We start from the raw sequence: 23,715 nt of genomic DNA, 5'->3' as shown, positions 1-23,715 counted from the left end.
TACAATAGAAAGACTGAGTGCAAAGCGACCCCGCCGCCAGCCCCCAAGCTCGGCGGCGCGGGCATTTTAGGAGGATGTTCATGGCGAACGACAGCAAGACATGGCGGTGCGGAAAGTACGAGCTCAGCTTTGACCGTCCGCGCATCATGGGCGTCCTCAACGTGACGCCCGATTCGTTTAGCGATGGCGGGGAGCACTTCGACCCGGACGCCGCGATCGAGTATGGCCTGGCGATGCTCGACGCCGGCGCCGACATCATCGACGTGGGTGGTGAGTCCACGCGCCCCGGTTTTACCCCGGTCAATCCCGACGAGGAGGCTCGCCGCGTGCTGCCCGTGGTGCGCGCGCTGGCCAAGGAGGGCGCCATCGTCTCGATCGACACGCGTCACGTGGCGGTTGCCAAGGCGGCCGTGCGCTGCGGCGCCTCGATCGTCAACGACGTGACCGGCTTCACCGACCCCAAGATGGTCGAGTTTGTTAAGACGAGCACCTGCGGCGTCATCGTGATGCATGCCGGCGAGGTCGCCGCGCCCGCGCGCACGCACGCAACGGTGCAGCTCGATACCTCGGCAGCGGCGTTTGTTGCCGAGAAGGCACGCGAAGCGGCTGCCGAGGCCGCGCGCGAGGCCGAGAAGCCGGCCCGTCGCCGTCGCGGCAAGTTGCTGGGCGAGCCTAAGCCGGAGGCCAAGCTTCCGGGCGGCGTGGTGCAGCCCTCGTTGCCGTTTGGTGAACCGGAGCCCACGTCTGAGCCCGCAAGCGAGCAGGAGGCGCCCGCCGTCGAGCAGGCTACTGCCGCCGAGACCGTCGCACCCGCGCCCGAGGCCGCGCCCGCAGCCACCGAGGCCGCATCGGAGCCCAATGACCACCTGGCCGCCATGATGCGCCGCAGCGCCCGCCGCGAGGAAGCCTACGTGCCCACCTCGCAGCTCCGCCGCTTCACCCTGCCCGATTCGGCGCCCATCATGCGCCGCGTCATGGGCTTTCTGTCCGACCAGGCCCGCGCGCTCATCCACGCCGGCGTGTCGCGCGACCGCATCTGCATCGATCCCGGTCCGGGCTTTGGCAAGACGGCCAACGAGGACATCGTCATCCAGCGCGAGACTGCCAAGATGGCGTCACTGGGCTATCCGCTCATGTGCGCCGTATCGCGCAAGCGCTTTGTGGGCTCCGTCTCGGGCGTGACCGAGGCCGCCGAGCGCGATGCCGCTACGTTTGGCGTGTGCCTGGGCGCCATCCAGGCCGGTGCCAACATCGTGCGCGTGCACGACGCCGCGGGTTTTGCGCAGTTCCTGAACGGCTACTGGGCGGTTGCCAAGCCGCAGCCGCGCCGCGCGTTTGTGGCCGTGGGCTCCAACCTGGGGCATCGCTGTGACAACATCCGCGCCGCACGCGACATGATCGCCGAGATTCCACTCACCTGCGTGTCCAACTCCTCCAAGATCTACGAGAGCGAGCCGGCCTACGAGACGCGCCAGGACGCGTTTGCCAACGCCGTCATCGAGATCAAGACCGAGCTGGCGCCGTTGGTGCTGCTCGACGAGCTCATGAAGATCGAGGCCGAGCTGGGCCGCGACCGTTCCAAAAAGGCCAAGGCCAACGGTCCGCGCACCATCGACCTGGATCTGCTGTGGATGGACGGCGAGACCCACGGCGGCAAAAAGCTGCGCCTGCCGCATCCGCTGATCGGCGAGCGCGACTTTGTGCTGGTGCCGCTCGAGGATCTGATGCACGATCCGGCGCGGTTCTTCCGCTACAACGGCGTCGAGGTCAAGGAGCCCGAGGACCGCGTGGGCCATATTGTGGGCGAATTGGGGCGTATGTAGATGATTGAGATGAACGCTGCAGTCGCTGGCACCGAGCTCGACGCGGCGCGTGACGCGGGCCGCGAGGGCGTGTCCGCGGGCTGGTGCGCGTGGAGCGCGGGCGATGCATCGCTGACGTTTTCGCTGGTTGTGCGCCCCGATGTGAATATGCACGCCTTCCACGGCCTGCCGTTTGTGGCCGCAATGGGCATGATGGACGCGCTCGCGGGCACAGCGTCGACGCCGGGCCTGGGCCTTGCCGGTAAGGTGGGTATCCAGTGGCCGAGTGACATCGTGTGCGGTGCGCCTGCGTTTGAGACGTCACTCGCGCGTGTTGCCGTGAACGGCGGTGCCGGTGCTGCGGGCATGTTTGCCGCGGTGACGGTTGATATTGAGCGTGCGGCGCTGGGTGAGCTTGGTGTGGATATGGCAGATGAGGCGCTGATCGAGGCATTGGCCGCCGCCGTGCTGGTCCGCGTGGACACCTGGGCGGTTGCCGCCAACACACCACAGGGCGCTGCCGGCCCGCTGGCTCCGGTGCTGGGCGAGTACTTTGACATGGTGCCACTGCTGGGTCGTCAGGTCGCGGCGGTGTCGCCCAACGGTTTGCCGCTTGCGGTCGGTGTGTTTGCGGGCCTGGACATCTGGGGTCGCGCGACCATTAAGACCGACGCCGGCGAGCAAGAGTTTCCGCCCGAGGCCGTGCGCATTCGCGGTCTGTAGCGCGGAGCGCCCGCGCTCAAAGATAGCGATGACAACAAGACCCTCCTCGGCTGTGCCGGGGAGGGTTTCGCTTGTCTGGTGAATGGGTTGCCAGCGCCCTATTCCTCAAAACTGAAAATCTTTCGATTTTGAGGAATAGAATTAAGCCAGCTCTGCCTTTAACGAGGTATATTCGTTGTAGAGCCTATTCCTCAAAACTGAAAAATTTTCGTTTTTGAGGAATAGCGATAAAAGACCGCAGGGAGGCACCAATGAAACTCATCAATAGAACGTCATATATGGACACGTTGACGAGCCTTATTGGCGTACCGGACATCAAGGTCATAACGGGCATTCGCCGTAGCGGTAAGTCAAAATTGCTCGAGGCCCTCCGCGATTACGTGGAGGCAAATCTGTCCAATTCGAATGTCATCCATATCAATTACAACCTCGACGAGTTCGAGGGCCTGCTCGAATATCATGCCCTGCTCGCCTATGTGAAAGAGCATCGAGTGTCCGATAAGCAAAACTTCCTGCTTATCGACGAGGTTCAGATGTGCGACGGCTTTGAACGCGCGATCAACAGCCTCCATGCATCCGAGCAGTACGACATCTTCATCACCGGATCGAACGCCTTTTTGCTGTCGAGCGATCTGTCGACGCTCTTTACGGGGCGCACGTTCGAGATCGAGGTTTTCCCATTCTCGTTTGAGGAGTATCGCTTCTATAGTGACGAGGGCGAGGTCGATCGCGACTTCGATGAGTACGCGAGAACCGGCGGTATGTCCGGCTCTTACCCTTATCCACTGCAGGAGCAGCGCTACCAATATCTCTCCAATGTCTTCAAAACGCTCATCGTGAGGGATATCGTGCAGCGGCATAACGTGAGAAACGAATCGGCACTGCTGCGCATTGCCGATTACATGATGGACAACGTCTCCAACATAACGTCGGCACGCAACATTACAGATGTTTTGAATGCGGATGGGCTAAAGATTACGAACAAGACGGTCGGCACGTACATGGGGTACCTGTGCGATGCGTTTGCCTTCTATAAAGTTTGTCGGTACGACATTCGCGGCAAAAAATACCTTAAGAGCGGCGAGAAGTATTACCTGGCAGACCACGCGTTCAAATACGCACTGCTTGGTACACGTGATATGGATTGGGGACGCGTATACGAGAACATGGTGGCCATCGAGCTACTGCGCCGCGGATACGAGGTATACGTCGGTGTGCTCTATAAAAAGGAAATAGACTTTGTAGCAATCAAGCGAAGCGAGAAGCTCTACATTCAGGTGAGCGACGACATCAGCTCGGATAAGACGTTTGAACGCGAGATTTCGCCACTGCTGAGCATTGGCGATGCGTATCCCAAGATGATTCTTGCCCGCACGCATCACGAGGCCACGGATCGCGATGGGGTGCAGATCGTGGACCTGGCGAGGTGGTTGTGCGGCGAGGCTTAGCAAAAAATCCTATTCCTCAAAACTGAAAAATTTTCGATTTTGAGGAATAGGATTGGAGGCTAGTTGCTGCGACCTGGCGTTTACTCTATCCCAGCTCCTGCATGCGGCGGTAGATTTCGCAGATACCCTTGATGGTGAGCTGTCCGTCGACCACGTCGAAGGCATCGGTCGAATCGGCGACGATGCCGGCGAGACCGCCCGTGGCGATAACGGTGGCGTCCTCGCGGCCCAGCTCGCGCTTCATGCGCGCGACCAGGCCCTCGGCCATGGCGGCGGCGCCCATCACGGCGCCGACCTTGATGCACTCTTCGGTGTCGCGACCGATGGCGTGTTCGGGCGCCTCGAGCGGCACGCTGGCGAGCTTAGCGGCACGGGCGGCAAGCGCGTCCATGGAGATGCGGATGCCCGGCGCGATCGCCCCACCAATGTAATAGCCGTCCTCGTCGATGACGTCGATATTGGTTGCGGTGCCAAAGTCCACCACGATTGCCGGCGCGCCGTAGAAAGTCTCGGCCGCAACGGCGTTGGCGACGCGGTCGGCACCTACGGCCTGGGGACGCGCCGCGCGCAGCTTGGTCACGGCGGCCGTCTGCGGTCCGATGACGATGGCGTCCGCGGCGATGCGGTCGGCAACGGCGTGCCACTCGCGCGAGAGCTGCGGCACCACGCCAGCAAAGGCGATCGCGTCGACCGCGCCGAGCGAGAGGTCGTACATCTTAAAGAAGCCCATCAGGCGCACGTGGATCTCATCGGCGGTGTAGGAGCGGTCGGTGGGCATGCGCCACGACTGCACCAGCTTGTCTCCGTCAAACAGGCCCATGGCCGTCTGCGTGTTTCCCATATCGATAGCGAGCAGCATGTCTACTCCCGGTGTCGGCGTAAAAGGACGCGCACCATTGTATACGTGCCGTCGCCGGCGCTAGGCTGCGATTCGTTTACGGTGATAGGGGCTGAGGGGTTTAAATATGAAGGAATTATGCTCTACGAGATTTTCCTTGCCGTTTACCGAACTCCCGCGTAATATTCTTTCTTGCGCACATGAGGCGCCCAGACATTGCGGGGTGGAGCAGTCTGGTAGCTCGCCGGGCTCATAACCCGGAGGTCGTAGGTTCAAATCCTGCCCCCGCGACCAAGAACTTGCAGCTCGTCGGCTTAGCCGGCGAGCTTTTTTGTTATTCCGGGACCGTGTTTTCGGTCCAATTCTCGGCCTCTCAAACAAAATCTCAATCTGTAACATTTAGACCCGATTTGGGCGGCTAGGTGTTACAGATTGAGATGTTTCGGCAGGACGGTCTCCGTTTGTCTAGATCTGTAACACGAGGGACGGATTTTGCCGAGTTGTTGTTACAGATTGAGATTTTCCGGCAGGCGGGTTTGGTTTGTCTCGATCTGTAACAGGTAGGGGTCAAAAGTGGGCCTAGCTGTTACAGATCTAGATTGTTGAGGATAGGTCGAGAGGAATATCTCAATCTGTAACAGTAAGGCCCGGTTTTGCTGGGTAACTGTTACAGATCGAGACAAACCGACGGGCCGCCCCGCCCCATCCACCTGCCGCTACCTGCTATCCGCCGATTTCCGTTGTGCTGCTGTGCCCCCATGTCATATCCTCTAGACAGCTACGCGGCATCATCGCCGCCGCGCCTACAAGAGAGGAATGTCCATGACCACACCTGCATCCAAGCTGCTCCAGCCCATTACGGTTGGCCCCCTTGAGCTCAAGAACCGCATTATGTTTCCGCCGCTGACCACCGGCTACGAGGAGCGTGACGGTTCCATCGGCGAGCGCAGCCTGGCTTTTTACGAGCGCTTGGCCCGTGGCGGCGTGAGCTACATCGTCATCGGCGACGTCGCTCCCGTCATGACCGCAAGCCCCACGCCCAAGCTGGCAACCGACGCCCAGATCCCCACGTTTAAGGCGCTGGCCGACGCCGTCCACAAGCACGGCGCCAAGGTCGCGCTGCAGCTGTTCCACCCCGAGTACGATGTGCCCGGTGTCGGCCGCATGGTCATGGGATCCATGGCCGCCGCCAAGGCCGCGCAGGAGGCCAAGGCCGCCGGCGACGAGGAGACCTTTGCCGCCAAGATGGCCGAGTCCAACGAGATCCGCAACCAGGCCTACGCCAAGCTGCATCACGACATGCAGCACTTTGTGAACGAGGCGAGCGTAGAGCAGCTCACCCAGATCAAGGAGGCCATCGCTGCCTCGGCCGCTCGCGCACAGCAGGCCGGGATCGATGCCATCGAGGTCCACGGCGACCGCTTGGTGGGTTCGCTGTGCTCGGCCATCCTCAACCAGCGCACCGACGAGTACGGTGGCTCGTTCGAGAACCGCGTCCGCTACGCGCTGGAGGTTGTCGCTGCCATTAAGGAAGCCGCGCCGCAGCTGATGGTGGAGTACAAGCTCCCCGTGATCATGGAGAACCCCGACGGCACGCCGCGCGGCAAGGGCGGCCTGCAGCCCGACGAGGCCTGCGAGTTCGCCAAGCTGCTCGAGGGTGCGGGCATCGATATGATTCAGGTCGCACAGGCCAACCACACCGGCAACATGGGCGACACCATTCCGCCCATGGGTGCCATGCCCTACAACTGGACGCTGCCCGTGGCCGAGCGCGTCAAGGCCCTGGTCTCCGTGCCGGTGGCAACCGTGGGCCGCGTGGTTTCGGTCGAGGCCGGCGAGAAGATTCTGGAAGACGGCGCCGCCGACATCATCGCCTATGGCCGCTCGCTCATGTGCGACCCCGACATTGCGCTGAAGGCCGCCACGGGTGAGCCCATCCGCGAGTGCCTCAACTGCAACAAGGGCTGCGTCGATGCGATTCAAGACCGCAAGTACATCTCGTGCGTGCTTAATGCCGAGAACGGTGACGAGGCGACCATCGCCATCAAGCCGGGCGAGGGCGACAAGAAGATCGCCGTGGTGGGCGGTGGCATCGCCGGCCTGGAGGCCGCACGCGTGGCGGCCAAGCGCGGCTACGACGTGACCATCTACGAGTCGAGCGATCACTTGGGCGGCCAGATTGTGCTGGCGGCTGCGCCTCCGCGCAAGGACGAGATCATGCGCTCGGTCGAGTACTACGAGAAGATTCTGCCTGGCCTGGGCGTGAAGGTCGAGCTCAGCCATGCCGCTACCGCTGAGGACCTCAACGCCGCCGACGCCGCGATTGTTGCCGTGGGCGCGCACGACGTGGTCATCCCCGTTCCGGGTGCCGACTCGGAGAAGGTCGTCTCGAGCTGGGACGTGCTGGCCGGCAAGGTGGAGCTCAGCGGGCGCGTCGCCGTCATTGGCGGTGGCCTGGTGGGTACCGAGACTGCCGAGTACTTGCTGCAGCACGGCTGCGAGGTGGCGATCGTGGAGATGCTCGACAAGATTGCCGCGGGCGAGTCCGAGACCATTCTGCCACTGATTATGAGCGACTTTGCCGCCCACAACGTGGAGCAGCACGTTAAGACCCGCCTGACCGCCATTACCGACGAGGGCGTAGAGGCCATTCGCACCGCCGAGGACGGCGCCGAGGAGCCGGTGAAGATCGCCTGCGATTACGTGGTGATGGCCGTGGGCTCGAAGGCCAACGCGTTTGACCTGGATGGCGTGACGGTGCCCGTGACCTGCGTGGGAGACTGCTCGGGCGAGCGCACCGCCGACATTGCGAACGCCATTCGCACGGCGTATCACGCGGCCAACGAGCTGTAGTTGAACATCGCGGCTAGGCGGGGCGGTAGCACGGATCCGCCTCGCCCGGCTGTGCCCCGTCGGGTGTCAACCGGTGCGGGGCCTGCAAGCGCAGCAGGCCCCGCCCTTTTTGTTTTGCTCCGGTGGATGGCAATGCGCGGTAATCATGAGGAGTAAGGACGTCTACTGCCTTGCTGATTACTCAAAATTATTGAGGGAGGGGTTAATAACTATATCCTCTATGCCAAAGGACATAAAGAGATGCCAATTTTGTTGACAAGCGAATGACGATTAGCTGCGAGTCAGCTACCAGCGTAAATAATCGATAAAGAAATGTCGTAAATTGGTGCCAAATGCCCAGATAACACCGCGTCTATTTTAATTAACTGCTTTGAGCAAACAGTAAAATGCTACTATCTAACTTGCACGTAAGAAAGCAGATTAACGGTTAAGGCTAAGAAGTGGCAGGTATGTCGGAAGCAACAAGGACTCGCACGCATGCGCCCGAGGTTAGGCAGCGCGCCGTCGAGATCCTCCAAGAGGGGGTCGGTCATCGCGCCCTCGCCGCGGAGCTTGGCATTCCCCAGGCCACGGCTCGTCAGTGGGCCCGCGCGTATGCCGTGGGCGGTGCCGACGCCGTTCTCAACGCCGGTTCGCATCATCACACCTATTCGTACGAAGTTAAGCTCGCCGTGGTCAAGGACCGCTTGGAAAACGGCTTAACGGTTCGCGAGGCCATGATCAAGCACAAGATTCCCAGCGAGTCTTCGGTCAAGGCTTGGTGCCGCCGGTATCGCGAGAGCGGTGAGTCCGCGCTGGTTGATAAGCCGCGCGGTCGCAAGCCGCGCGTTAAAAAGGCGGAATAGCGAACGGGATGGTGCGCCCACAGGGGCGCATTTTTCTTGCCGCGCCAACTTTTTGGACCGTCGTGAGCCTACTGGAACATCCTCCAAAGTGGTTAATAAACCGCGCGCAGTGGCCCGTGCGCCCGCCGCCGCGATAGGGGGAGCGTCGCCTCTCTGCTCCAAAGCGGACAGACTCCTTACCCCGTACGCCTAAAACTCCCCAGTTGACCGAAAACCCGCCGCCGCTACTCCTCAACTGAGCTATAACGTTAAACAATTGCAGCGTTTTTGCATGGTGGAGTGATGGTATGACGCTACTGTATTTCCTTACCCTGTTTCCGCTGGTACCGGCGCTGGGCATGCTGCTCGCGCGCGGTGACCGCGCCCGCGATGCGGTAGGGCTTGTAGGCTCCGGCATTATTATGGCGGTGACGGTTGTAGTCGCCGTCATGTTTTTTGGCACGGGTCCGCAGAGCTTTGAGGTGGCACCGGGCACCTCGCACGTGCTCTCCATCATCAGCTCCGTCATCGACGTAATTCTGTGCGCCGTCATCCTGTACAACGCGTTCAAATATAGGAACGCGCTTACCGGTGTGCTCGGCGTGGTGCAGCTGGTGGGTTCGGTTGCCTTCGCTGCCATGACGCTGCCCGTGGCCGAGGTTGTCACCGCCACGCCGCTCTACCTGGATTACATGAGTGTGATCATGGTGCTTGCCGTCGGCATTGTCGGCAGCCTTATCTGCGTGTACGCCCTGGGCTACATGAAGGACTTCCAGGCCCATGACGAGCACGAGGCCGCGCTGCGCGGGCAGACCGCGCCCGACCGTCGCCCGCAGTTCCTGGCGCTCATGTTCCTGTTCCTCTCGGCCATGTTCGTCATCGTGACGAGCGACAACCTTGAGTGGCTGTTCTGCGGCTGGGAAATCACCACCGTGTGTTCGTTCCTTATGATTGGCTACACGCGTACGCCCGAAGCCATCAAGAACGCCTTTACCCAAATCATCCTCAACATGCTGGGCGGCATCGCGTTTTTGGCCGGACTCATGTACCTGCACGTTAACGGCATGCCGCTGACCATCTCGGGCATGATCGAGCTTTCCGGCACCGGAACCGCGCAGTCCGCGCTGCTGGTGATGCCGGTCATCCTGTTGTCGCTCGCCGCACTCACCAAGGCCGCACAGATGCCGTTCCACACTTGGCTGTTGGGTGCCATGGTTGCACCCACTCCCACGAGCGCCCTGCTGCACTCGTCAACCATGGTCAAAGCCGGCGTGTTCCTGATGGTCAAGCTGAGCCCGCTCTATGCCATCTATCCCGTGACTGGCTTTATGGTCACGAGCGTGGGTGCCATCACGTTTTTGCTCGCTGCCCTCATGGCCATCTCGCAGAGCAACGCCAAACGCGTGCTCGCGTACTCCACCATTTCCAACTTGGGCCTTATCAGCGCCTGCCTGGGCGTCGGCGCGCCCGAGGCCGTGTGGGCCGCGATCTTCCTGATCCTGTTCCATACGGTGGCAAAGTCGCTGCTGTTCCTGTGCGTGGGCACGGCCGAGCATCATATCGGCAGCCGCAATATCGAGGACATGGACGGCATGTTCAGCCGCATGCCGCACCTGACGCGCCTGATGATGCTGGGCATTATGGGCATGTTCGTGGCCCCGTTTGGCATGCTCGTGTCCAAGTGGGGCGCCCTGGTGGCGTTTGCCCAGACCGGCAACGTGCTCATGATCATGGTGCTTGCCTTTGGCTCGGCCGCGACGTTCTTCTTCTGGGGCAAGTGGCTTGCCAAGCTTTCGGGCGTCGACCCCACGGCTCAAAACGTTGAGGTCAATGTCCATAAGACCGAATGGATGGCCCTCAACACCATCGCCGCGCTGCTGATTCTGTGCTGCGTGGCGTTCCCGGTTATCTCGAGCGGTCTGGTGTCGCCTTACTTGGCCATGGTGTTTGGCCGCGTGCCGTACGTTATTGGCAAGGACGCCATGTATCTGATGGTGGTTATCGTGGCGTTTATCGCCGTGGTGCTGCTGACGTCGTTCCGCGTGAGCAATAAGCCGCACGTCAACGTGTACCTTTCGGGTGTGGGGACCGACAATTACCGCCATTTCCGCGGCTCGATGGGACACGAGGTGAAGGCCGAAAAGCGCAATTGGTACTCGGAGGACGCCCTTGGCGAGAAGCGTATTGGCCCCGCGGGTAGCGTCGTGTGCTGCAGCATTATCTTGTTTGCGCTGCTGTGTTGCGTGTGGATTGGACCCGAGAGGCTTGCCATGAGCGCGCCCTCGGTGCTGCGCGGCAAGTATTTCGAAGGTTCGGGTGTCGTGGGCATCTTTATTGGTACCGTGGCGTTTGCCTTGATTGCGCCGCTTGTGGGTGGCCTGGTTGACGGCCTTGACCGTAAGCTTTCGGCTCGCATGCAGGGCCGCGTGGGTCCGCGCCTGCTGCAGCCCTTCTACGACGTTGCCAAACTGCTGCGCAAGGCCCCTGCCAGCGTAAACACCATGGACGATACCTATATGGCATGTGCGCTCATCTTTACCGTGGTAGGCGGCGGCATCTTTGTGTCGGGTTCCAACACGCTGCTGTGCGCTTTTATGGTGACGCTCGCCGCGATCTTTGTGGTGCTGGCGTCCGCCTCGACGCAAAGCCCGTTTGCGCAGGTCGGCGCCGATCGCGAGTTGCTGCAGGTTATGAGTTACGAGCCCGCCGTTCTGCTGATGAGCGTGGGCCTCTACCTTGCCACCGATAGCTTTGATTCCATCGCCGTGACCGGGCAGTCGGCGCCCATCATCGTGTACAGTGCGCCCATTTTCCTGGCGCTGCTTGCGGTGCTCACCATCAAGCTACGCAAGTCGCCGTTTGACCTTTCGTACTCGCATCACGCGCATCAGGAGATTGTCCAGGGCGTCGCGACCGAGATGAGCGGCGGCACGCTGGCCAAGATGACCCTTATGCACTGGTGCGAGACCGTGCTGTTTTTGATGTGGGTGGGCATGTTCTTTGTTTGGGACAACCCGGTGAGCTGGGTCGTAGCCCTGGTCGTGATGGCCGCGACGTATTTTGTCGAGGTGCTGATCGACAACACCTTCGCCCGCAGCACCTGGCGCAGCTGCTTTAAGCTCGGCTGGGGCGTGGCGCTGGTGTTTGGCCTGCTCAACCTTATGCCTATCCTCGTCGACGTGTTTATTTAGGAGGCGGCATCCATGGATCATAAAATGTCGCGCTCGCCGTGGGTTATTCATTACGACGGCTCGAGCTGCAACGGATGCGATATCGAGGTGCTGGCCTCGCTTACCCCGCTGTTTGATGCGGAGCGTTTTGGTGTGGTCAACACCGGCAATCCCAAGCATGCGGATATCTTTTTGGTGACGGGCTCGGTCAATGCCCAGAACCTGCCCGTCGTGCGCCAGATCTACAACCAGATGCTCGAGCCCAAGTGCGTGGTGGCCTGCGGTATCTGCGCGTGCTCGGGCGGCGTGTTCCGCGATGCCTACAACGTGATCGGCGGCGTGGACCGCGCGATTCCCGTGGACGTGTACGCGCCCGGGTGCGCCATTCGCCCCGAGACCGTGATCGATGCCATTGTTGAGGCATGCGGCATCCTGGACCAGAAGGAGGCCGTGATGCGCGCCGGCGGCGACCCGCTTACCGTGGGCGGTGCCGCTACCTGGGATGGTGGCGTTGAGCTGGGCGAGGACGGGTTTGTGGCCGCGGGGGCCGGGGCTGATGGCGCCGGTGGCGGCGACACGGCCGCTGGGACGCCCGCCGCGCCCATCGCTGCAAAGGAGGCCGAGTAATGCAAAAGGCAATCTATACCACCGTCGGGATCGACGAGCTCCTGTCGCATGTCCAGGCGCTCAAGGGCGTCGGCGCGCGCTTTGTGCAAATGCACGCCGAACGCAACGTCGACGACGGCTCGTATCGCTTGGTCTATACGTTTATCAACGTTCGAGCTGCTCAGGAGCATATTGCGCAGGACGGCAGCTATGCGATTGAGAGCCTGGTAGTCGAGGGCATCGACCAGTACCAGGAGATTCCGTCCATCAGCTCGTATTACCCCGCGGTGTTCCCGTTTGAAAATGAAGCGCACGACCTGTTTGGTCTTGCCGTTACCGATATGCAGATCGACTTTAAGGGCTTTTTCTACCAGGTCTCGACTGCCGAGCCCATGAGCGTTATCACGCCCGAGGTGAAGGCCGCGCGCGAGAAGGCCATGAAGGTCCGCGCGGCTGCCGAGGCCAAGGCGCGCAAGGCCGCTGCCGAGAAGGCCGCCGCGGCTGCGGCTGCTGCAGGGGAGGGCGTTGCGGGCGCCGGCGATGCTGCGAGCGTTGCTGCCGTCCAGCCCGCTGCGGCTGCCGGCTCCGATGCTCAGCACGATGAGGCTGCTGCGAAGGCTGCGCTCAAGGCCGCCGAGATGGAGGCAAAGCTCGCCGCCATGGATCCCGAGAAAGCGGCCAAGGTCCGCGCGGCGCTTGCCGCCAAGGCCGCCCGCGACAAGCAGAAAAAGGAGGCGTAAGGTCCATGGCACATCGCTCCGTCATTCCGTTTGGCCCGCAGCACCCGGTGCTGCCCGAGCCGCTTCATCTGGACCTGGTGATCGAGGACGACCGCGTCATTGAGGCAATTCCGCAGATCGGCTTTGTGCACCGCGGACTCGAGAAGCTCACCGAAAAGCGCGACATGCATCAGTTTGGCTACATCGCCGAGCGCATCTGCGGCATTTGCGCCGTGGGTCACAGCTGCGGCTATGCCAGCGCCTGCGAGCGCATGCTCGACATCGAGGTGCCCGGCCGTGTGCAGTATATCCGCACCATTTTGCACGAGCTTTCGCGCATCCACTCGCATCTGCTGTGGCTGGGCCTGCTCGCCGACGCCTTTGGTTTTGAGGCGCTGTTCTATCGGTCGTGGACCCTGCGCGAGCAGATTCTCAAGATCTTTGAGAGCACGTGCGGCGGACGCGTGATTCTGTCGATTAACGAGATCGGCGGCCTTAAGCACGATATCGAGGACTCCGAGCTGGCGGGCATTGTCCAGACGCTCGACGCCATGCGCCCCGACTACGAGGCCCTGGTGCATACGTTTTTGGACGACGACAGCTGCGGCGAGCGTCTGCATGGCGTGGGCGTGATCAGCAAGAAGGACGCGCTGGAGCTTTCGATGGTCGGCCCGTTTGGGCGCGCCTCGGGCGTGGACTATGACGTGCGCATGTTTGGCGACGGCGCCTATGCGGATCTGGCTGCGTTTGAGCCAATTGTCGCTACCGATGGCGACTGCTATGCCCGCTGCCAGGTGCGTTGCGCCGAGGTCACGCAGGCTATGGACATCATCAAGGAGCTTGTGGGCAAGATTCCGCACGACGGTATCGGTGGGCGCACCAAGCTTACGCCAGCCGACGGCGCGCGCGGCGAGGTTGTGATTGAGCAGCCGCGCGGCGAGGCGTATTACTATGTGCGCGGCAACGGCACCAAGAACTTGGACCGTTTCCGCGTGCGCACGCCGACGTCGCAAAATCTGGCGGGTCTGACGCATGCGCTGCAGGGCGTGCTCATTGCCAACGTGCCCATGATTATCCTGACCATCGACCCCTGCATTAGCTGCACGGAAAGGTAGGCACGGCATGAGTTTGCTGACATTTGCCAAGACGGCCTTGGGTTCTATGGTCAAGCAGCCGGTAACGGTGCGCTATCCGCAGGAGAAGCTCGCGGCACCCGAGCGCCTGCGCGGGCATATCGTCAACGATATGGACGTGTGCATCTGCTGCGGCATGTGCGCGCGCCGTTGCCCGGCGGGCGCGCTCGCGGTCGATCGCAAGGGCGGGACGTGGTCGATCGACCCGTATGCCTGCGTGGTGTGCGGCGAGTGCATCGAAAGCTGCCCCAAGCACTGCCTGACTATGGACATCGCCCGCACTCCAGTTGCGGCGGACAAGACTCCCACGGTAGAAACCAAGCCGGAATAGCGCGAAGACGGGGCCGGTGGGGCATAAATGCCCCACCGGCCCCATGCTTAAGCGCGCGGGCGAGCCGCCGCGAACAAAACTATGCCGGTTTACTACGATAAATCGCCTACCCCCAACCACGCCGCATTTGGCAAAATCAAAACCGCAGGTAGACGGCTTGCAGTTTTGCGAAAATGTCACGCGTGGTCGGGGATCTCATTTTTATCGTAGTAAACCGGCATAGTTTTGAAATGTCACCATATCCGTAACAGCCCTTGATCTCCCGTGGACGGAGGAAAACGGATCATTTTTGCCTGATGACTCCGAGTCGCACCCGTTTTCCTGCGAAAACGCCGTGTCTCAACTTTGGTGAGACATTTGTCTCACGCCCAAAACCGAATCTGGAACATGTGTCACCTGCCCTAATTGTGTCTCATTCCGTAACTTTAGGCTGATGCAAGGTCTGAGACCGCGAGAAGGGAGACGCGATGAGTAAGTACACGAGGGGTCTCTTGGCGGTGATACTGGCCGTAGTGCTGGTGTTGCCGGCGGCAGCATTTGCCATGCTGCCCGAGGCCAACGCCAGGTCCAGCACCGGAATGGACGGGCCGACAGTGAGCGGACCGACGGTCGTCGACCCCGACACCAGCGGACGCTGGGAAAAATGGGCGGCCGGCCACGGCGGCAATAAGGTGACGACTCAAAACGTCGGCCGAATCTGGACCGACAAGACGGTTGAGGCAACCGGAGAAAACGAAGAGTCGGATTTCTTGACTACGCTTTCGGCTATGTCTTCGACATCCAATTCAACCGTGACGGTTACCACGCCGCTTGACATCGTGATGGTGCTGGATGCCTCTGGCTCGATGAATGATCCTATGGGCGGAGGCGACAAGACCGAGCGTATCGAAGCGCTGAAGAACGCTGCGAACAGCTTTATTGATACCATCGCCAAGCAAAACGAGGGTATCGAGGGCGTGGATAGGCAGCATAAGGTTGCCATTGTTAAGTTTGCGGGTAATGAGACCGATAAGGTTGGAAACGACACGTATCGCTCCGGCGGCCATAGCTACAACTACTCGCAGACAATGCAAGGGTTGACGGCGTGCACGGTTGGCGGCGCAAAGAGTCTTAAGGAAACGATCGATTCCATTAGACCTGCTGGCGCTACGCGTGCCGATTATGGTATGAAACAAGCCGAGAAAAACATCAAAACTTCTGGCCGTGCGGACGCCAAGAAGATTGTTGTGTTCTTTACCGACGGCACGCCAACGAGTTTTAGCGACTTTGATTCTAAGGTTGCCAACGATGCCGTGACGGCTGCCAAGAACATGAAGGACGGCAAGGCCACCGTTTATACCATCGGTATCTTTAGCGGAGCGAATCCCAGTGCAGACATTCAAGATTTAGGAACAGACGAAGCGAATAAAGCGAACAAGTTCATGCAGGCCGTGTCGAGCAACTATCCCAATGCTACGGCATGGGATGCTCACGGTGCGCGCGCGGAGAACTCCGACTTCTACAAGTCGGCGACCAATGCCGACGAGCTCAAGAAGGTCTTCGACGACATTTCTAAGGCCATTACGTCGGAGCCGCCCCATCCAACCAAAATTGATAAGGGCTACGACGCGACCAAGTCCGGCTATATTACGTTTACCGATGAGCTGGGCGACTTTATGCAGGTCGACGGTTTTATATACAACGGCACGACGTTTGACAAGCCGACAAAGACCGAGGACAACGTCGACACCTACACGTTTACGGGTGATGCCGCGAACCTGGTCATCACCGTTCAGCATGCCAAAGAGGACGAGCCCCAGACCGGCGATATCGTAACGGTCAAGATTCCTGCGTCGTTGATTCCGCAGAGCCACTTTAAGAACGAAGACGGCAAGCTTTCGGTCGACAACGCTAAGCCCATCCAGGTGAAGTACGCCTCGAGCGTGAAGAAGGTTGCACTCGACAACCTGTTTACGCCCGAGAAGCTAACGGGGCTTAAGGATTACATCGAGCGTAATAGGACCGTTGACGAAAACCGCGCCAAGACCGTTAACTTCTACGCGAACAAGTGGGCTGCCGGCGCTCTGGGTAATACGGTTGCGACCTTTGAGCCCGCCGACACCAACCGCTACTACTACTTCCAGAAGCAGACGCCTATTTTCACGGATGAGGGCTGCACGACGCCGGCGACGGGCTCCCTGGCTGATAACGCCACCTATTACTATAAGGATGAGTTCGAGGAGCAGGGCGAAAACGACGAGGCCAAGCCCGCCACCGCCGTCATCGAATTTATCGGCGGCGACGCCGCGAAGTTCGACGGCGCTATTGTTCCCGATGAGAACGGTAACTTGGTGTTTACTGTGGGAACCGCACGCCTGGCCTTTATCGATGAGCTCCACACCACCAAGGAGAGCGTGGGCGGCAACAAGACCGGCACCGCGACCGACGTTCTCAACCCCAAGTGGAATAACACGTCCGCCAGGGCGACCGCGACGCATGTCAATTCCTATCTGGGCAACAACGGCAAGATTAGCTATAGGTACGACATGACGCCGACGACGGTGGACACCAAGGCCGACTTCGGCCTGACCAAGGTGCTCGAGGGCCGCGCCTGGACGAAAGAGGACGCGTTTGAGTTTGAGCTGACGTCCGAGAACAACGCCCCGATGCCCGAGTCCGCGACTGAGCCCGTGACTGTGTCCGTGACCAATGACGATCCGAATGAGGTCAAGGCGGCCATTAACTTCGGCACGATCGAATACAAGGCACCTGGCACGTATGTCTACAAGGTCAGCGAGAAGAACGCTGGGACCACGGTTGACGGCGTTGCCTACAGCGAGAATGTCGCGGAGATCACCGTGACGGTAACGCCCAACAAGAAGGGCGAGCTCAGCGCTGACGTGAAGGTGACTTCGGGCAAGACCGAGTTCAAGAACACCTACACTGCGAAACCTGTTGAGTCCAGTGTCACCGACAAGATTGCCGTGACCAAGTCCCTGACCGGGCGCGACTTGGCGGCCGGCGAGTTCAGCTTTGAGCTCCGCGAGCTCAAGGGCGAGGATTCTAAGCTTATCGAGACCGTTACAAACGACGCCAGCGGTAAGGTGAAGTTCAAGGCCATCAAGTACACTGAGGTCGGCCAGCACACCTACAAGCTGAGCGAGGTCAAGGGCAATGCCGGCGGTATCACCTACGACGACGCGGTCTACACCATCGTGACGACCATCAGCGATAACGGCAAGGGCCAGCTGGTGGCCACGCACGAGCTGAACGACGCCAAGGACGACAAGGACGCCGAGAGTATCGAGTTCAAGAACGCCTACAACACGAATGCCGCCGAGGCACCGCTTGCGGGCATCAAGAACCTGAAGGCCGCTGGCGGCCTGACCCCGGCCGGCATCACCGGCAAGTTCACCTTTACCGTGACCGGCGAAGATGACGCGCCCATGCCTACGAGCACGAGCGTGACCAACGGCGCCGACGGCAAGGTCGACTTTGGCAAGATCACCTTTACGCTCGACGACCTTAACAAGGCTCTGGTCGATAAGCCCGAGAAGCGCGAGCACACCTTTACCTACACCGTGACCGAGTCCGGCGAGGTGGCTGGCGTGACTAACGACGCTAAGTCTTCGCGCACTGTTTCCTTCACCGTGACCGATGACGGCAAGGGCAATCTGAAGGTTTCCCGCAAGCCGGACGGCAACGCGGCCTTCACGTTCACCAATACCTATAGCGTGACGCCTGTCGACTCCAGCGTCACAGACAAGATCACCGCGAAGAAGGTCCTGGACGGGCGCGGCCTCAAGGAAGGCGAGTTCTCCTTCGAGCTCGTCGAGGGCGAGGGCAAGGACGCCAAGGTCGTCGCCACCGGCACCAACGACGCCAAGGGCAACATCTCGATGGGTGCCGTGAAGTACGACAAGCCCGGCAAGCACCCCTACACGCTGCGCGAGGCCAACGGCGGAACCACCAGCAAGGGCATCACTTACAGCGTAGCCAAGTTCACCATCGAGACCATCATCACGGACAACGGCGACGGCACGCTCAGCGCTAAGCACGAGCTGAAGGATGCCAAGACCGCCGAGTTCACCAACACCTACAGCGTGGCCCCGACCGATGCAGACCTCGACTTTGGCCTGAGCAAGGCCATCGACGGTCGCGAGTGGACGGATGGGGACGAGTTCAGCTTTACTATCGCCGCCCCCGATGGTGCCCCGCTGCCCAATCCTGCAACCGTAACCGTGAGCAAGCACGACGCGAAGGACGGCATTGCCGCCATCAAGTTCGGCAAGATTCGCTACACGGCTGCCGGAACCTACAAGTACGAGATCCACGAGAACGCGGGCAGCACGGTCGGCATGACGTATGACGCCCATGTCGCGACCGCCGAAGTGACTGTGACCGAGGACGGCAACGGTACCCTGACCGCCAACGTCACCAAGAAGGAAAACGGACGCTTTACCAACACGTATCGCACTGAGCTTAACTACACCGCGGCCGGCGGCCTCAAGCTCAGCAAGAGCCTCTCCGGACGTCCCATGACCGAGGGTCAGTTCACCTTTACCGTGAAGCCCGCCGACGAGGCTTCGGCCGACGCGCTTGACCTGCTGCCCGGAGTCAACGAATTCAAGTCCCCTGCGACGACAGAGGGAGCGGTCGGCCTGATCGACATCCTGGCTGGCCATGAGGTCAAGTTTACGCAGGCTGACGCCGGTAAGACCTTCACATACACCGTGGCCGAGGAGAACGACCGCCAGCCCGGCTACACCTACGACGACGCCGTGCGAACCGTGACGATTGCTATCGCCGATGACGGCGCCGGTACGCTTGCCGCCACGACGACCGTGTCTGGCGGCCCCGAGGGCACGCTGCCGACCGAGTACAAGACTGGTGCCGCTGCGGTCGAGAGCGCTGTGGTCCCGTTCGTCAACCGCTATAGCGCTACGACTGGTGGTACCGCTGCTCAGGTCGTTGCCACCAAGACCCTGACCGGTCGCCCGATGGCCGACGGCGAGTTCTACTTTGGCATCGCCTACGCAGGTGAGAAGGAAGCCATTGAGGGTACATGCACTACCAACGTTAATGGGCATGTAAGTTTCGGTTCCCTGCATTACACCACCGAGATGCTCGCCGACTTGGTAAACGCCAAGCGCGCTATCCGCACCGATAAGGATGCCAGGCTTGCATGGACCATCGGTTACACCGCCTTTGAGTTCACGCCGCAGCTCGCGGCCAAGGGCATCACGGCCGCAACGCCGAGCTTCAGCTTTAAGGTTATCGTCGTCGACAACGGCGACGGTACCCTGACAGCGGAGCCCGTCTACGACGGCGTCAAGCCCGAGTTCAAGAACGTCTACGGCGCCGATGCCGTCGATGCCGCACTCACCGGCACCAAGAAGCTCCAGGCAGCCGAGGGCCTGACCCCGGCCGACATCGCGGGTAAGTTCACCTTTACCGTGACCGCCGACGAGGCTGGCGCCCCGATGCCCGAGCACAGGACCGCAACCAACGATGCGGCCGGTAACGTGGACTTTGGCAAGATCAACTTTACGCTCGAGGACCTCAACCGCGCCCTGGGCGTGACGACCGATGCTTCTGACGACGTGTCGAGCGACGCCGAGGCCAACGCTGATGAGGCCGAAGCTGACGCCGATGAGAACGGCGCCGAGGTCGATGGCGACGAGTCCGACGCCAACGACGAGTCCGAGCCCGCAGCTCCCACCGCCCCGCGCTCGCACACCTTTACCTACACGGTGACCGAGTCCGGTAGCGCCCCTGGCGTGACCAACGACGCCAACGCCACGCGCAAGGTTTCCTACACCGTGACTGACGACGGTGCCGGACACCTGAGCGTCGTGCGCGAAGGCGACGACGGTGCGGCCTTCACGTTTACCAACACGTATAGCGTAACGCCCACCGATTCTGTCGTGACCGATCAGGTCAAGACGGTCAAGCGTCTGACCGGACGCGACCTTGCAGCTGGCGAGTTCACGTTTGAGCTGCTCGAGGACGGCGTGACTGTCGCTAGTGGCACCAACGACGCCAACGGCAACGTTACGCTGAGCCCGATCCACTATGAGGCGCCCGGCACGCACACGTACACGCTGCGCGAGGCTTGCCCCAACGCGCTCGGCCTGTACAAGGGCGTCACCTATGACGGCGCGACCTACACCGTCGTGACCACCGTCACCGACAACGGCGACGGCACGCTGACCGCGACGCACAAGCTCGAGGGAACCACCGAGTCGGCTGGCTTTACCAACAAGTATCACGCCATGCCCACGCAGGTCTCCATCGGCGCCATCAAGGTGCTCGAGGGACGCGAGCTCAAGAAGGACGAGTTTAGCTTTAAGCTCGTTGGCGAGGACATCGAGTCCACCGTCACCAACGATGCCGACGGCAAGATCAACTTCGACAAGTTCGAGTACGACGAGCCCGGTACGTACGTCTACACCATCAGCGAGGTCAAGGGCGACGAGGCCGGTATGACCTACGACAAGTCCGTCTTTACCGCGACCGTCAACGTGGTTGATGACGGCGAGGGCAACCTCAAGGCGAGCGTTGCCTATACCAAGGGTGACAAGAGCGTCGAGGGTATCGTGTTCAACAACACGTACAAGAAGCCCGAGACGCCCGTGCCGACGCCCGATCCCGGCACGCCCAAGACCGTGACGAACATCGTCAAGACGGTCAAGGGTTTCCTGCCCACTACGGGTGACCAGCAGGCCGCTGCACTGCTCATGGCATTTGTTATTGCCATGGCTGGCGTCGGAGCCCTGGTCTGGGGTATCCGTAAGCGCTAGGCACGCTGGCAGCGCTCGGGGCCAAAAGGCCCCGGGCGACCGGCGGGGAGCCAGAACATAGCCCCCACCCCCACCCCCAGCCGTCACGGAGGTATCTCCCTCCTCCGTGGCGGCGCTTTTGTGCGTAGGCGAGAAGGGCTTGCCACGAAATTGGCCCATCTACTACGTTTAGCCCCTTACCCCCAACCATGCCAAAAAACGCGAAAACAAAACCGCAGGTAGAACGCCTGCAGTTTTCTGGAAAACAGGGGTATGGTCGGGGGTATCGAGTCAAACGTAGTAGATGGGCCGATTTCGTGGTTGGCGCCGCCAAATGATCCCCCGGGGACGGAGGAAAACGGATCATTTTGGTCCCGCGAGACTTGCGGAGGTACTCGTGCGGGGCCGCTCGAACAAAACTATGCCGGTTTACGGGGCCGGATTCCGAATCCCCAACCATACCGAAAAGCGTGAAAATAAAACCGCAGGTAGACGAGTTGCCATTTTGTGGAAAACGCGAGTATGGACGGGGTTCCTGGGTTTAGCCCCGGAAACCGGCATAGTTTTGAAATGGCATTAAATCGATGGCAGCCATTTTGCTATGCCGGAGCGGTCGGCCGTTGGGTAATTACCCTCGCAGGTAGGCGATGGCGATTTGGGTGCGGTTGCGCAGGCCCATTTTGGCCAGGATCGAGCTGATGTGGTTGCGCACCGTGCCTTCTCCCATATAAGCCGTGGCGGCAATCTCCTTGTTATCGAGGCCGCGGGCGATGAGCTCGGCGACTTCGAACTCGCGGTCGGTCAGGCTGGCAAAGGCTGCGGGCCGGCGGGGCGTGCCCGTCTTGTCGCCCATCCCGTCAAAGTCAACATCTTCGATCGCCTTGCCCTCGAGCACGCGTTTGCCATCCATGACCTGCGCCAACGCTGGCGGAATGGCGGCGACATCGGTCTTGATCAGGTAACCGCGGGCGCCCAGCTTGAGCGCCGACACAATGTACTCGTCATCCGAGAATGTCGTCAGAAACACCACGCGTGCCGCGGGGTCGTGCTCAAGGATTTCGCGCGCCGCCGAAAGGCCGTCGCGCCCTGGCATCTGAATGTCGAGCAGCGCGATATCGGGTGCGAGTTCGGCGTAGAGTGCCACCGCGTCGTTGCCGTTGGCGCCGGTGCCCACCACCTCGATCTGTGGCTGGGCGCCCAGGATAATCTTAAGCGAATCGACCACCAAGCGGTCGTCGTCGACAACGATGAGCCTCATCGGGCGTCATCTCCTTGTTGTTTGGGGATGGTGGCAAACACGCGCCAGCCGGGGGCGCCGGCGCGCGGGCCGGCGGTGAAGGTTCCGCCAAGCGCCTCGACGCGCTCACGCATGGAGACGAGCCCCATGCCTTCTGCGACGTTGCTGCTGCTTGCCGGGGTCGCGTCTGCGCCATCATCGGTAACGATGAGCTGGTAAAACGACGGATGCTCCATGCACCGCACGGTAATGGTTTTGGCATGGGCGTGGCGCATGGCGTTGGAAAGCGCCTCGCGCAGCACCGCCGCAAAGCAGTTGGCGACGTTGGCGGGCGCATGCTCGGCCAAAACCTCAAGCTCAATCTGCGGACCGCTGTCCGAGCGCGCGCCTTCAACGATGCGTTCGAGCTGCACGGAGAGGTTGGTCGCATTGTCATTGAGCGCGTGGACGCTGGCGCGCACGAGCTGGAGCGCCTCGTCAACGGTGTATTTGACGTCGGCGAAATCGGCGGCAACGCCGGGCTCGTTGGCATGGACCACGCGCAGGGCTTCGGTTTGAAGCGAAGCGCGCGTGAGCTGGTGGCCCACGTTATCGTGGATCTCGCGCGCGATGCGGGCGCGTTCGGCGAGCGTCGCGAGCTCGACTTCGTAGTCCTGGCGGTCGGCGAGGTCGCGGTTGCGCGCCTCGAGTGCCAGGGCGCGTTCTTGCAGCTTGTCGCGGGTGCGACGCATGCGTTCCTGTTCGCGCTCCAGCTGCGCGGTGCGCAGCGACAGCAACGTGGCGGCGACCGAAAGGATGGCGGTTAGCAACAGCGTTCGGGTGGTGAGCGCGCCGCCGCGAAGGTCCGCGACGAGCGCACAGGCAAACACGGAGCCAATCGCCAGCGCGGGCCAGATGCGTTCACGGCGCACGCGCCGCGCGATGTCATAGAGGGCGAGAGGCGCAAACGGCACAAACGGCGGTATGAAGACGGCCGCGATGATGTAAACGTAGCTCGCGGCCTCGCTTGCACGGCGCGTGCGTTCATCCTGTGCCACCTCGGCCAGCGAGGTGGCAATAACGCCAAGGCAAAACGCCGCGACCAGGCGAGCGTCCACAGCAAGGCCCGTGGCGGCCGCAATACAGCACGCCAGCACGATCGATTTGTCGAAAAGCCTGTTCATACGGGTATTGTACGCGAAGCCGCGCATGGTGGAGGGGCCGCCTGCGCAACCGTGACATTCCTCCCGCGTGGCAAAGCGGGGGCGTCGGCAGGCCGGCGACCAAGACC

At 61.2% G+C, this 23,715-nt stretch carries 14 protein-coding genes and 1 tRNA gene; 12 read left to right on the top strand and 3 right to left on the bottom strand.

The features are described 5' to 3' along the window. Positions 1-80: 80 nt before the first annotated feature. From folP to I2H81_RS05470, 3 genes are all read left to right on the top strand, one after another. Complete coding sequence (gene folP, locus I2H81_RS05480; RefSeq protein ID WP_195644857.1) at positions 81-1,823, top strand: dihydropteroate synthase; 1,743 nt, start codon at positions 81-83, stop codon at positions 1,821-1,823. After that, a complete protein-coding gene (locus I2H81_RS05475; protein WP_195644856.1) occupies positions 1,824-2,525 on the top strand; it encodes a hypothetical protein in 702 nt (233 codons plus the stop codon). Between the two features lie 251 nt (positions 2,526-2,776). Further along, positions 2,777-3,973 carry an ATP-binding protein gene (locus tag I2H81_RS05470; RefSeq protein ID WP_195644855.1) on the top strand — a complete coding sequence of 399 codons (1,197 nt, stop codon included), beginning with the start codon at positions 2,777-2,779 and terminating at the stop codon, positions 3,971-3,973. Between the two features lie 85 nt (positions 3,974-4,058). Here the strand turns inward: I2H81_RS05470 and I2H81_RS05465 are convergent, their stop codons facing one another. Next, positions 4,059-4,832 (bottom strand): type III pantothenate kinase, encoded by a 774-nt coding sequence (locus tag I2H81_RS05465; RefSeq protein WP_195644854.1) that lies wholly within the window; start codon positions 4,830-4,832, stop codon positions 4,059-4,061. 196 nt (positions 4,833-5,028) lie between these two features. Between I2H81_RS05465 and I2H81_RS05460 the strand changes: the two genes are divergently transcribed. From I2H81_RS05460 to I2H81_RS05420, 9 genes are all read left to right on the top strand, one after another. Beyond that, positions 5,029-5,105, top strand: a tRNA-Met gene (locus I2H81_RS05460). Positions 5,106-5,633: 528 nt separating this feature from the next. Beyond that, positions 5,634-7,664: a bilirubin reductase, long form gene (gene bilR, locus I2H81_RS05455; RefSeq protein WP_229108090.1), complete on the top strand. Its 2,031-nt coding sequence runs from the start codon at positions 5,634-5,636 to the stop codon at positions 7,662-7,664. 449 nt (positions 7,665-8,113) lie between these two features. Then, the gene (locus I2H81_RS05450; protein ID WP_195644852.1) at positions 8,114-8,509 is read left to right on the top strand and encodes a helix-turn-helix domain-containing protein; all 396 of its coding nucleotides are present in this window, start codon (positions 8,114-8,116) and stop codon (positions 8,507-8,509) included. A gap of 287 nt (positions 8,510-8,796) precedes the next feature. Continuing rightward, positions 8,797-11,679, top strand: a complete 2,883-nt coding sequence (locus I2H81_RS05445) for a proton-conducting transporter transmembrane domain-containing protein (protein ID WP_195644851.1) — start codon at positions 8,797-8,799, stop codon at positions 11,677-11,679. Positions 11,680-11,691: 12 nt separating this feature from the next. Further along, complete coding sequence (locus I2H81_RS05440) at positions 11,692-12,285, top strand: NADH-quinone oxidoreductase subunit B family protein (RefSeq protein WP_195644850.1); 594 nt, start codon at positions 11,692-11,694, stop codon at positions 12,283-12,285. Next, positions 12,285-13,004, top strand: coding sequence for an NADH-quinone oxidoreductase subunit C (locus I2H81_RS05435; RefSeq protein ID WP_195644849.1), 720 nt, complete (start codon positions 12,285-12,287; stop codon positions 13,002-13,004). The genes I2H81_RS05440 and I2H81_RS05435 overlap by 1 nt, the downstream gene beginning before the upstream one ends. Before the next feature lie 5 nt (positions 13,005-13,009). Further along, positions 13,010-14,098: a hydrogenase large subunit gene (locus I2H81_RS05430; RefSeq protein ID WP_195644848.1), complete on the top strand. Its 1,089-nt coding sequence runs from the start codon at positions 13,010-13,012 to the stop codon at positions 14,096-14,098. 7 nt (positions 14,099-14,105) lie between these two features. Then, complete coding sequence (locus I2H81_RS05425; protein ID WP_195644847.1) at positions 14,106-14,447, top strand: 4Fe-4S dicluster domain-containing protein; 342 nt, start codon at positions 14,106-14,108, stop codon at positions 14,445-14,447. A 467-nt stretch (positions 14,448-14,914) separates the two neighbouring features. Further along, positions 14,915-21,229, top strand: coding sequence for a Spy0128 family protein (locus tag I2H81_RS05420; protein ID WP_195644846.1), 6,315 nt, complete (start codon positions 14,915-14,917; stop codon positions 21,227-21,229). Positions 21,230-21,836: 607 nt separating this feature from the next. Here I2H81_RS05420 and I2H81_RS05415 read toward each other — a convergent pair. Together I2H81_RS05415 and I2H81_RS05410 are read right to left on the bottom strand one after the other, a co-directional pair. Further along, positions 21,837-22,466 carry a response regulator gene (locus tag I2H81_RS05415; RefSeq protein WP_195644845.1) on the bottom strand — a complete coding sequence of 210 codons (630 nt, stop codon included), beginning with the start codon at positions 22,464-22,466 and terminating at the stop codon, positions 21,837-21,839. Next, a complete protein-coding gene (locus I2H81_RS05410; protein ID WP_195644844.1) occupies positions 22,463-23,608 on the bottom strand; it encodes a sensor histidine kinase in 1,146 nt (381 codons plus the stop codon). Before I2H81_RS05410 ends, I2H81_RS05415 begins: the two co-directional genes overlap by 4 nt. Positions 23,609-23,715: the final 107 nt, after the last annotated feature.

The organism is Collinsella aerofaciens (genome assembly GCF_015561195.1).
Classification (GTDB): Bacteria; Actinomycetota; Coriobacteriia; order Coriobacteriales; family Coriobacteriaceae; genus Collinsella; species Collinsella aerofaciens_AC.
The sequence above is the reverse complement of the archived record's forward strand: the minus strand, read 5'-3'. Positions and strand labels throughout refer to the sequence as shown.